Consider the following 12,852-nt stretch of genomic DNA (forward strand, 5'->3'; position numbering starts at 1 on the left):
TTCTTTTTCGTGAAGTAAAATTTAAAACTGTTTTGCATCCTGCATCATTACAAGGAATGAGTAAACTATAACAATTTTAGAGCTTTGAGCAATATAAAAAGCTTTTTTATTTATGATTCTAGAGTATATACAATTTCATGGTTGCCTGTTTTTTTTAATTTTATGCCTTGATCGATTTTGTTGTATTCTTTTCCGTCAATACTGAGTATGTTTTTATTTGCTCGTCTAATTGTAATTTTATAAACAGCGCTGTGAAATTTCATTTTTGCTTCATATGCAGGCCAGAAGGAGGGTAAATGTGGGCGTAAAAATAATTTTCCAGCTTGCAGATGAAGTCCAAGAATCGTTTGTGTTGCTGCATGATAAAGCCATCCTGCTGAGCCTGTATACCATGTCCAGCCACCTTGTCCACAATGTGGTTCAACTGTGTAAATATCTGCGGCCATGACATAAGGCTCAACGCGATAGATTTCTGGATTTTGACCATGATTGATAGGATTTATTTTTGAAAACAGTGTGTAAGCTTTATCTTCTTCTCCTATTTCAGCAAGTGCTAAAATGCTCCAAATAGCACCATGAGTATATTGCCCACCATTTTCTCGAATGCCAGGAGGATAACCCTTAATATAACCTGGCTCGAGGGAACTTTTGTTGAAAGGTGGCCAGAAAAGACGTATGAGACCAGTTTTTTCATCATAGAGGTGATCAAGCAGGGATGCCATTGCTTGTTTTTGACGGCTAGAATCTGCCATTTTGGAAATTACAGCCCATGATTGAGCAAGAGCATCAATTTGGCACTCATCATTTATTTTAGATCCCAAAGGAGTTGCATCATCGAAATAACCACGTCGGTACCAAGCACCATCCCATCCTTTTTCTTCTAAGGCTTTAGTGAGACGTTTTAAATATGCACTCCAAGCTTGTACGCGGCTATGATCATTACGATTTTTAGCGAGAGGAATGAATGCTTGTAAAGCAGTACCTAGAAACCATCCCAGCCAGATACTTTCACCTTTGCCTTCAATACCCACTAAGTTCATACCATCATTCCAATCACCACCTAGAATAAGGGGTAAATTATTGGGGCCACAGCGCTTAATAGCGAGATCTAAGGCTAAAGCACAATGTTCATACAGTGTTGTAATGTTGGAGGATTGTATAGGCTGGAAATAAGCATCTTGTTGCCCTGTGGCTAGGGGAGGGCCTTCGATGAAAGGAACAGGGGTATCAAGAAATGCATCCTCACCAGTGGTGCGAACATATAGAGCTGTTCCGTAAGCAAGCCAAACGATATCATCAGAAATAAGTGTCCGGACGCCAGCATTCGTATCAGGAAGCCACCAATGTTGCACATCTCCTTCAGGAAATTGGTGTGCTGCTGCATTTAGTAAGTGCTCACGCGCTAATTGTGGTTTAAGCAATAATAAAGATAAACTGTCTTGCAGTTGGTCACGGAAACCGAATGCTCCACTGGCTTGATAAAAAGCTGAGCGCGCCATTAAGCGGCATGCATAAATTTGATAAGGCAGCCAATGATTGACCATAATATCAAAAGAGGGATCAGGAGTTTTTACTTGTAGTGGAGAAACAAAATCATTCCATTGTTGTTTTTGTTGTGCAAAGACAATTTGAAAATCATCTTTACGAGCTTGATCAAGCAGTTTTTTAGCTTGTTTTATGCTTTCAGTATTGCCAAGATAGAAGATGATTTCTTTTGTTTGTCCTGGTTGTAAATCGATATCATAGGCGAGGGCTGAACAAGGATCACAACCGGGTTCTACTATATTTGAAAGTGGTTCAGCTTTACGAATAGCTTGTGGGTGCTGAATTGTTCCTGTTGTACCGATAAATTCAGTACGATTAGTCGTAAAACTGGTTGGCATTTCGGATGCTGATAAAAAAGTAACCTGTTGAGATTTTTCAATGTGATAAGGATTCTGAATAAAATGTGCACCACGTTTAGAATCATAATGGGGAATAATAAAGGGCGCGTATTGTGTACGGATATTTCCTAAAACCCATTCGGCATAATTATAAAGGCGTAAGCTACGTGGTGTTTCTCCTTCATTTTTAATGATAAGACGAGAAAAACGAATTGGCTTTTCTCCATTAAGTGTATGGGTCAGTTCTAATGCAATGTCTGAATGTTTAGATTTAAAAGTTGAAAACCCAAAACCATGGCAAGCTTCATAAATGACTTTATTATCACATTCGACGGCAGAAACTGGAGAAAAGCATTTTAAAGATAGGCGATCGACAAGATAAAGCGCTTCCCCTGGACGATTGGTAACGGGATCATTACTCCAGGGCGTTAATTGATAGTCACGGCTATTATGAGCCCATGTGAAGAGTGATCCTTCGGCGGATACATGAAAGCCAAAACTATTGTTTGCAATTATGTTAATCCATGGATGTGGCGTTGTTTGACATCCATTCAGACGGACTACGTAATGGTTATGGTGATTAAAACCACCATAACCATTCCAGTAGCGCAAATCTTCACTCGGTACGGGGAAAGAAGAAGTGTTTTGTTGATCAATGAGAGCAATGGAAGAAAATAGGGTCTGTTTGATTTGTGGGGCTTTTTGTATTTTTTTATTAGATTTTTTGTAGTTTAATTTATTATTAGATTCTTGACTATGACTGCTAATAATTAAATCGGAATCAATATTTTCTATACGTTTCAATTGTTCAGATAAAGATCCATTCTGAGCATGCAGGATAATGCGAGCTGACGCGAGAAGTGTTTGAAAATTTTGTTCATTCATTTTATCGCGCTGGAGGGTAAAAATATGATGTTGTCCGTCCATTTCTTTTGTACGGTGACGGTAAGACTCACATGCCCATTCAATGGCGTGTTGTGTATTTTGTAGATAAGAAAATGTCTGTTCATTTAAAATGACTAGATCAACAATGAGACCTCGCATACGCCAATATTCATATGCTTTAAGCAGTTCACGAAGTACAGTGATATCTGTTTCATTATCAAGTCTGAGAAGGCAAATAGGATAGTCTCCTGAAATAGACATTGGCCATAAATCAGATTGTTTTCCAAGAGTTTTTGCTAATATTTCCGGAGGAAGACGCCACGTTCGATCAGGGTAAATAAGTGGCGTTATATATTTTTGGTAAGTAATAGCTTCTCTAGGATTGATATTTTTTTGATACAGTGAAACTTGTGAATGCATCCATGCTTTTGATAAAGCTTGCTGGAACATATCAGGTTGTCGATAGGATTCAATATAGTTTTGTAATGTTTCTTTTGAATCGGCAGCAAAAGTCCAAAAAATAAGTTCTGCTTTTTCATGTGCTGGAACTTTTATACGACAACGGATTGAGATAATCGGATCAAGAACACACCCTTGATTACCTTTGAAACGAGTCTTTTGGTCAAAGATAATTGGGTGATGAATAGATCGACCACGGCCAATAAAAATGCGACGATCGGTTTCTGCTTCTGCTTCTCGGATAATTCCTGATGGATCAGTAACAAAGTGAGCAACGTGAATATTAGGATCATGAGGAGAGCGTTTGCGTCTTTTAGCTAAAATTGTTCCACCTGAATCAAGAATTTCTGTTTCTATGAACATTCGCGAAAAAACAGGATGAGTAAAGTAATCTTTCATTGTTGCGAGTGCTAATTCACCATAAGAAGTTATTTCAATTATTCGGTCTTTGTTTGTTGTATTCATTAACTGTATACGTCGACCTTCACCGTCACCTTCAGAAGTAACAAGACATTCAAGTGTTGATTTCAGTCCATCAACTGTTTTTATATATTCAGCTTTTTCATCTGTAAAAATACTGACCACTTCTTCTTCAGCTATACGTGTTGGTTCACTAGTGACAGACCACCAGCGTTTATTATGCGTATCTTGGACAAAGAACAGAGTTCCTTGTTGATCTTCGGATGCATCAGGAATAAAACGCGTGATAGCATAGTTATGCCAACGGCTATAACCAGAACCATTTGCTGTTGTCATTATGGAATAACAACCATTAGATATAAGCAAAGTTGCTCGAGGTTGAAGAAGAGGACTTGTAATAATGCGTGCAGGGATATCATCAAAACCTTTAGAGTTTTTATGTATAGAATTGTTGATTTTAGTATGAATAACAGGAATTTGTCGTGGGGCTCTTTCCTGTAATAAGAGTTGTACAGCTTTTATAATTGGATCACGATGAAAGCGATTGCGCATACGTCCTTCAAAAACAACATTATCAATGGCAAGAATTGACATGCCATGATGATGTGCATAATAGTTACGTACGATAGCGTATTTTTTTCCTTTTTGTACACGCGAAGGAGTAAAATCAATAGCATCGTAATAACCGTATGTTCCTAAAGCACCAAGATTACGCAGGTATTTTAGATTAGCGATAGATTGAGTTGGCATATATTGTGCGGCTAAAAGACTAGCATAAGGAGCAATAACAGCGTTGCGTGATAAGCCACGTTGAAGCCCTAGTCTTGGAACACCAAAATTGGAATATTGGTAATTCATTAAATGGTCACGGCTATTAAATGCAGCTTCTGAAATACCCCATGGCAATCCTCGTTTGCGCGCATATTGTATTTGATGGCGAATAATGAGGCGATTTGTTTGATCGAGTATGGACCCTAAGGGTTCATGCATAATGAGAGAAGGCATAAGATATTCAAACATGGATCCTGACCATGATAATAGAGCACTTTTCCAACCAATTGGGATAAGTAATCGGCCAAGACGAAACCAATGTTTAAATTTAATGTCGCCCTTAGCGATAGCAAAGAGGCTTGAGAGACGCGCTTCTGAAGCTAAAAGATCATAGCAGCTTTCATCAAGTTTATTTTCCTGTACGCGATAACCAATAGATAAAAGTTGACGTTCAGTCTGTTCTAAAAAATCAAATTTCATATCTAAAGCTATTTGTCGGGCTTTTTCAGATAAAGTATTTAATTCTTTGCATAATTCTTTAATATCATAGTTATTGGTAATATCATGGTTATAAGCTTCACAGTTTTCTACCAGGCATTTAGCCCAGGATAACATATGAGCAGATTCTTTTGTTTGGATTATTTTATCCAGTTCATTGATTAAATGTACAATGTTACGAGCAGTAATCGAAAGATGAGAGATATTCATAACAGTTGCTGATTTTGCTTTGAGTTCACTAACAGAGTGGTGAAAATGAGCAATATGCTCTTTGATCTGTTGAGGGAATGGATGAAGAAACTTAAGGTTATCAGGAATTTCTTTTAAGATTTCTTCAAGAATATTACTAATATCGAATAAGCCATCTAGATCGCTTTGTAAAAAAGCATTAGGTACTTCAGCCCATTCGTTTAAAGCGGAAGATAGCGTTATTAAATGGCCAGCAAGATTACCTGAATCAACTGTTGAAACATAAGTTGGTAGAAGAGGTTTAAGTGTATCTGTTTCATACCAATTATAAAGATGACCTCGAAATTTTTCCATTTTTTCGAGAGTATTTAATGTGCACTTAATTCGCGTAATGGTATCTTCAAAGCTAATCCAACCGAAATCACGTGCGGCAATAATAGAAAGTAGGTAAACGCCAATATTGGTAGGTGATGTGCGTCGTGCAACAAGAGGTTCAGGATCTTCTTGAAAATTATCAGGTGGCAAATAATTATTTTCTGCATCAACAAAGGTTGCATAATAAAGCCATGTCCGTCGTGCAATGCTCCGCAGTATTTTTTTATCTGCAGAAGATATATCAAGAACATCTTGAAATGTTATTGGTTTACTAACAATCCATGCAATCAGCGGTGAGAAAAACCATAAAAGCCCAAAAGGTAAAGCAATCAATATTGTTGAATTATGAAAGAAGAGAGGTAATCCTATAGCTATAATACCAATAAATACTGCTGGCCACATAGTGATGATATAGAAGCTTAAACTATTGGGAATGGCTTTCATTGTGGCTGAAGTTTTCCATTCAAGAAGATATTGTTTGGAAATCATCATGCGATAGAGTGCACGAATGATTGCATCAGTCATAAAATAAGCTGAGTGGGCTATAAATGTGATTTTAAGCAATATTTCTAAGATCGTGGAGGAAATATTATTTAAAATTAATTGTAACTGTCCGCGTAAAGAATAATCGCTATTGGAGGAAATGAATGTACGAAGCAAACCTAAAATTGATGCAATAAAGGGGCTAAAAAGCAGAAATATTTGCCAAACAATTGCTATCTTTGACGGTAAAAAAGACCATCCTGCTGTTGCTGCAACAAGCCACATGAGTGGTGTAAGAGAACGGCGCAAATTATCCTGCATTTTCCAGCGCGTAGTGAGACTCACGCTATGGTGGTTTAAAAGATAAGGCAATAACTGCCAGTCACCACGGATCCAACGGTGATGACGAGCGACATCCACGTTATAGGCTGTTGGATAATCTTCAATGATTTCTACATCACTGACAAGTGCAGCACGTGCATAACTTCCTTCTAAAAGATCATGACTAAGAACAGTGTTTTCTTTGATTTTGTTCTTCAGTGCTTGTTCAAAGGCATCGATATTATAAAGACCTTTTCCGGTAAAAGTTCCTTCTCCCAAAAGATCTTGATAAATGTCAGATACACTAAAGACATAAGGATCAATTCCACGATTGGTAGAGAAAATCTGTTGCAAAATTGATGTTTCTTCTTCTGCTGTGAGAGGAGGTGTAATACGGGGTTGTAAAATGCTGTAGCCTTTTACAACCCTTCCATTTTTTTCAGAAAAAACGGGACAATTAAGTGGATGGTTGAGCTTACCAACGAGTTTAGTGACACTTTCAGGAGTTAGACGCGTATCTGAGTCTAAGGTCATAACAAAACGACAATCCATGGGAAGATGTGGATCTGGAGCATAAAAACTCGTATTTTTATTTCCTTGGAGTAAGAGATTAAGCTCATGAAGTTTTCCCCGTTTACGCTCCCATCCCATCCAGCATTTTTCATGAGCGTTATAAAGACGTCGACGGTGGAGAAGAAAAAATAAAGGAATGTTACTACGCTGATAGCGCTGGTTTAGTTGAGCAATACCCTTTTTTGCATAGTGCAATAGAGCAAGGTCGTTTTGTGTTTCTTCAAATGGAGAATCTGCCCAGTCTGTGATGAGAGCAAAATGAATGGCTCCCTGGGGATTAGAAAGGTAGTGTACTTCAAGATTATTTATTTGTTCATCAATATCATGACGTGATGTGATTAAAGTGGGGACAACAACCATAGTGCGCGCATCTTCAGGAATACCTTCTTTATATTCATAACCAATGAGCCGTTTTGGTGAAACAAACCATGAAACAACAGTGTTAAAAAAAGCAAAAGTAGCATCCATAGTAGGAAAAAGTGCTAGTGCAGTGAAAAGGAGTGTCATTAATGGTGTGAGACCAGATGTTCGTAATGAAATATAGATCGTGGACAAAAGAACCAGCATTAAAAGAGAAACAGGGATGGCAATAATTCCTATTTTTAAACGATGATAAGTTTGAATCCATTTTGTCAGAAATGATGGATTATATTGACAGGCTTCTTCAAAAATAGGGCGTCCGTCATCAACCAGGTACCACCCAACAGAGAAATTATTCTTACAGGCAACATCTTGAGAACAAGTTTTTGCCATTTCTACAGCTTTACATGCAATTTCTAACTCACTAAGAGGGGAGCGATGGGCGATTTTTTCGATGACTTGTCGATACGCATTACGTGAATGAGAATCAATTTCAGAAAAATCACTATTTTTACGCAGGATAAAGTCTACACAACTTACTGTTTCAAACCATGCCGTCCAATCAATATCATCCATAGTTTTGAGAGTACGAATAATATTGCCCATGGTGATACCATCTGTTGTTTGACGAGTATATTCATCAGCTGTTATCATTTCTGGACTACTGCCATGAAGATGCAACTGTTTTTCAAGCCAGGTTAACGCTATTGTTGCATCAACAGATGCACCTCGCAGACGGTAAAATAAATGAGCTGAAAAAATCGAATGAGAGGTTAGTGTTTCATAAAGGGTGAGAATATTTAATTGAGTTTCATTTTTTGTAAGGGCGATTTTATCGGCTGCTTGATTAGCAAGAAAGCGCATATAGCGTGCTTGTTCAATACGCAATGAAAGACGGCGGACATTTTCAATTAAGATTATACGAACAACAAAAGGAAGAGCCCATAATTCACTAATTTTTAGAGTACAAATTTTTTGAAAACCATTAACCATTGCTGTTAGCGTTTCTTGTGAAAATCTGCTATCTGTATGGGCAACATAAAGCCAAGCTAAAACAAAAATACGTGGAATTTCTTTTTTTTGTTCATAAAAGGGGAGTTGCTTGATGAACGATTTAGAAAAATTGCAGCGTAATTCCTGTATAGTTTTGTCAATGGTGTAATGATTATCAATAAGCCACTGGGCGGATGGTGCAATTGTTTCGTTATTTCGTGCAGCAACGTCATTGATGTGAAAGACATGGAGAATAAGTTTAGAATTTTCAATTAATCGTTTGCGAAAATTACTTTCTTCTTCTTTATATTCAGGAAGAAAGATTTTTTGGTCAGAGGCTATAGTGTAGCCTAACTTATAAAGCTCTTCTTCTGATTTGTTAGTTGAACGGATAGGCAAACTAATTTCGTCGAGAGAGTGAATTTTTGTCTTTTGGGAAGAAAACCACTTCATGCGATGTAATTTGGGGACCATAATATTCTATTACTATTCGATGATGTGTTATTTATTCAATAGACTATTGGTATTTTCTCTCAATAAGTGAACACTTCATTTTTTAAGCTTTGAATTTTCTTGTCAAAAATTAAGGGATTAAAAGAGATTCTCTAATGAAGAATAAAAGGCCACTATATAATTAGTGGCCTTTTATTTCATGATTAATCTTGTTCTTGCTTTTTTAAAGCTGCACCGAGAATCTCACCAAGAGAAGCTCCTGAATCTGTAGAGCCATACTGAGCTACAGCTTCTTTTTCTTCTGCGATTTCTAAGGCTTTGATTGAGACTGAAAGCTTACGGTTTTTTTTGTCAAATGCAGTGATTTGAGCGTCAACTTTTTGTCCAATAGCAAAACGCTCAGGACGTTGCTCATCACGATCCCGTGCCAAATCAGTACGGCGGATGGTGACTTCAAGATCGTGTTCAATAAGCTTCACACCAACGCCATTTTCATTAATGTCTATTACTTCACATGTAACAGTGGCACCTTTCCGTAATTCTCCAGACGCTGCTGCTTCTCTCATTTTGTCACTGGATAGTTGTTTAATTCCTAAAGAAATACGTTCTTTTTCAACATCAACATCAAGAACAACAGCTTGAACAGTATCACCTTTATTGTAAATATCAATAACTTGTTCACCAGGACGATTCCAATCAAGATCAGAAAGATGAACCATACCATCGACATCACCTTCAAGACCAATGAAAAGACCAAATTCTGTTTTGTTTTTAATTTCGCCTGTAATTTGTGAATTCACTGGGTATTTATTCGCAAAAGCTACCCAAGGATTTTCAGATGTTTGCTTTAAACCAAGCGAAATACGGCGTTTAGAAGAATCAATTTCAAGAATAACAACTTCTACTTCTTGTGATATAGAAAGGAGTTTTCCAGGATGTATATTCTTTTTTGTCCAACTCATTTCAGAGACATGGATTAATCCTTCGATTCCTGGTTCGATTTCAACAAAACCACCATAATCAGTGATGTTTGTAAAAGCACCAGTAATTTTTTTACCGACTGGATATTTAGTGTTAATATTATCCCATGGATCGTTTTCAAGTTGTTTCATTCCAAGCGAAATACGATGAGTGTCTTGATTGATACGAATGATCTGAACTTTAATAGTTTGGCCAATTGTTAAAACTTCAGATGGATGGTTGATACGCCGCCATGCCATATCTGTAACATGCAAAAGTCCATCAATACCACCGAGATCAACAAAGGCTCCATAATCTGTTATATTTTTGACAATACCTTCAACAATTTGGTTTTCTTCAAGATTTTGAACAATTTCTGAGCGCTGTTCAGCACGACTTTCTTCTAAGACAGCGCGACGTGAGACAACAATATTACCACGACGACGATCCATTTTTAAAATTTCAAAAAGTTGTGCATTATGCATTAAAGGTGCAACATCACGAATAGGTCGAATATCGACTTGACTACGAGGCAAGAAAGCAACAGCACCGTCGAGATCGACCGTAAAACCGCCTTTAACTTGACTAAAGATAATGCCTTCTACGCGTGTCCCAGCATTGAATTTTTCTTCAAGACGAATCCAGCTTTCTTCACGACGTGCTTTTTCACGCGATAAGACAATTTCACCTAGCGCATTTTCAATACGTTCAATGTAAACTTCAACTTCATCACCGATTTGTAAAGAACCATCTTTACTTTTGCTACCAAATTCCTTAAGTGGAATACGTCCTTCTACTTTAAGACCAGCATCAATAATGGCCATATCTTTTTCGATTGCAATGATGCGGCCTTTAACAACAGATCCTTCATTAAGGTCATTCGTTTGAAATGATTCCATTAAAAGGGTTTCAAAATCTGCTGTTGTGGGATTGTATTGTGACATGAGAACTCCTGATACATACCTTATGTTGCAAAAGGTATAAGCGCTAGGTTAGTGTTAATATGAGGTAACTCCACACCTTCTCCCTTTTCGTAAAAGAAAGATAAGCGCTAGGCTGGAAATCACCTTGATGATTTTATTTAACGGCATGCTTTTTTATAAGAGGATCAATAAAGGCGCAAGCAGTTTTCAATACTTCTTTTATACTCAATTCTGATGTGTCAAGCAAGTAGGCATTCTTAGCTGGTTTTAGAGGATGATATTTTCGAGTCATATCACGTTTGTCACGTTGTTCAAGATTGGCCAAAATTTCATGATAGTTTGCTTTTCCTCCTTTTTTTAGAATTTCTTGGTATCGACGTTTTGCACGTATTTGAGCATTCGCTAGGATATAAAATTTTATATCTGCGTGAGGACAGACAACAGTACCGATATCACGGCCATCAAGTACGCTTCCCGGTAATTTTTGGGCAAAATCACGTTGTTTGGAAACAAGAATTTCACGCACAGCTGGTATAGTTGCTACTTGTGATGCGGCTTCGCTAATATCAAGAGAACCGAGAAGAATTGGATCTAAAGTGTTAAAATCAAGCTCTTTAGCATATGCAACAGCATTTATGTGATCATCTAGGGGTAAATTTCGTTTTAAAAGCGAATAGCCAACACTGCGGTAAGTGAGACCAGTATCCAAATGGTGAAGATGATAATAGGCAGCAATTTGTTTTGCTAAAGTTCCTTTTCCAGATGCTGAAAGGCCATCAATTGCAATAATAAAAGGTTTCAATAGATTCGACCTCCAAGTTGATGCATTAAAGGAATAAATTCTGGACAATTGGTAATAATCATCTGTTTATCATCAATCATAACAGGTTTTTCTGAGACGAGTCCAAAAATAAGAAAACACATTGCAATTTGATGATCAAAATGTGTAGTAACGCGCCCACCTCCTAAATCTTTGGTAGAATTTTTCCCATGGATAATAAGAAAATCTTTACCATTTTCACAATGAATATGATTGATTTTTAATCCTTCAGCAAGGGTAGAAAGTCGATCTGATATTTTATAAAATAACCCTTCAATTCCTGAGATAATTGTTTTCCCTTTCGCAAAGGCTGCTGCTATTGCTAAAGCAGGATATTCATCAATTATTAATGGGGCTCGTTCTTTTGGTACAGTTACACCTTTTAACTCTGATGATTTAACGCGTATATCGACAATATTTTCTATACCTGTTTTGCGTTGGTTCAAGAGTTCAATTTTAGCACCCATTTCCCATAATGTTTGGATGAATTCCATTTTCTCGTCGTTGACGAGAACATTTTTAAGTGTGATATCAGAATTTTCTACAAGAAGAGCTGCAATAATTGGAAAAGCTGCTAGGGATAGGTCACCTGGAACATTAATGATTTGTCCAATAAGATGCGGCTGACCCTTAAGAGAAGTGAAACGTGTGCCTGTTTTATCTATTTTTATATCAATTTCAGCACCAAATGCTTGTAGCATTTTTTCTGTATGATCTTGTGTAAGAGTTTGCTCAATAATGGTTGTAGTACCGGCGGTATTAAGACCGGCAAGAAGGATTGCTGATTTTACTGGGGCGGAAGCCATAGGTATAGGGTACCGAATCGGGTTAGCCATTTTGGGACCGTAAAGCGTTAAAGGCAAGTGGTTACCAAGAGTTGGCTCAGTTTCAACTCCCATTAAACGCAATGGATTAAGGATATGCTCCATTGGATATCTAGAGAGTGAGGCACTGCCGAGAAAAGTCGTTTTCATATGGTAAGAGCTAACCAGTCCCATGATCAGGTGAGCACTTGTTCCAGAATTGCCAAAATTTAAAGGTGTTTGTGCTTGTAGTAAACAACCATTACCGGTTCCATGAATAATCCAAAGGTTATTTTTTTTGTAACATTGTGCTCCCATAGCTTGCATGATGGTAGCTATACGCAAAACACTATCATTTTCGAGAAGCCCATGAATATGTGATTCTCCATGCGCCAATCCTCCTAATATAAGTGCTTTATGGGAGATTGATTTATCTCCTGGCATTTTGATTGTGCCAGAAAGATTTGTTGATTTTTTAGCAGTTGCTGGTATTGCTTTATACATCGAATCTTTATTTAGTAAGATATAAATTTTAAAAAATTAGATGCCCTTTATCATATGTTTTGATAAGCGTCATGAGAAAATCCGTGTGGAACTATGTATTTGTCTTTGACAAGTGCATTGTTTTTTGTTTAAGCACCATGGAATTCGTTTTAATGCAATTTAACTAACCAAAGAGGCAC

At 37.3% G+C, this 12,852-nt stretch carries 4 protein-coding genes; all 4 read right to left on the reverse strand.

Annotated features, from left to right (window positions below; all coding sequences use genetic code 11):
• Nucleotides 1-110 precede the first annotated feature (110 nt).
• The 4 genes from O99_RS00105 to aroA all read right to left on the reverse strand — a co-directional run bounded on the left by O99_RS00105 (nucleotide 111) and on the right by aroA (nucleotide 12,673).
• Entirely contained in the window at nucleotides 111-8,684 is an 8,574-nt protein-coding gene (locus tag O99_RS00105; protein WP_035005500.1) for a GH36-type glycosyl hydrolase domain-containing protein, read from the reverse strand.
• A gap of 182 nt (nucleotides 8,685-8,866) precedes the next feature.
• A complete protein-coding gene (rpsA, locus tag O99_RS00110; protein ID WP_035005501.1) occupies nucleotides 8,867-10,567 on the reverse strand; it encodes a 30S ribosomal protein S1 in 1,701 nt (566 codons plus the stop codon).
• A 133-nt stretch (nucleotides 10,568-10,700) separates the two neighbouring features.
• Nucleotides 10,701-11,348: a (d)CMP kinase gene (cmk, locus tag O99_RS00115; RefSeq protein ID WP_035005503.1), complete on the reverse strand. Its 648-nt coding sequence runs from the start codon at nucleotides 11,346-11,348 to the stop codon at nucleotides 10,701-10,703.
• On the reverse strand, nucleotides 11,345-12,673 hold the full coding sequence (gene aroA, locus O99_RS00120; RefSeq protein ID WP_035005505.1) for a 3-phosphoshikimate 1-carboxyvinyltransferase: 1,329 nt from the start codon (nucleotides 12,671-12,673) through the stop codon (nucleotides 11,345-11,347). Before aroA ends, cmk begins: the two co-directional genes overlap by 4 nt.
• Nucleotides 12,674-12,852 lie beyond the last annotated feature (179 nt).

Source organism: Bartonella rochalimae ATCC BAA-1498 (genome assembly GCF_000706645.1).
Classification (GTDB): domain Bacteria; phylum Pseudomonadota; class Alphaproteobacteria; order Rhizobiales; family Rhizobiaceae; genus Bartonella; species Bartonella rochalimae.